The organism is Bacillus sp. GbtcB10 (assembly GCF_019091365.1).
Classification (GTDB): Bacteria; Bacillota; Bacilli; order Bacillales; family Bacillaceae; genus Bacillus; species Bacillus altitudinis.
The window spans coordinates 1-287 of the sequence record NZ_JAGXJP010000080.1 but is presented as its reverse complement, the minus strand read 5'-3'; the positions used below and the strand labels follow the sequence as shown (position 1 = coordinate 287).

The window sequence follows — 287 nt, the reverse complement described above, 5'->3', positions numbered from 1 at the left end:
AAGAGGAAATGGTTGCTAAATAATTTAATACAGATAACAAACATTTTTGAATGACTGCTGTACCAGGAGATCTGCTGAATCGAAATTACTGGATAACTAAAGAGTTAGTATCAGAAATAAAAACACATGGCAAGAATACCGAATCTACTTTGAAACAAAAAAAGTTAGCAATAGTGAAGGGGATCTTGTTATGTATAAACCTACAGGTATATATAAAATTCTTAAAGAAGAGTAGATAATACTATTTGGATTTGAAATTTAGATAATATATGGATGTAAATGAAAGG

Annotated in this window: 1 pseudogene; it reads left to right on the top strand. The window is 28.9% G+C overall.

The annotated features are described in order from the left end of the window. Window positions 1-235 (top strand): annotated as a pseudogene (locus KVT11_RS21360) (hypothetical protein); the annotation flags it as partial. Between the last annotated feature and the right edge of the window lie 52 nt (window positions 236-287).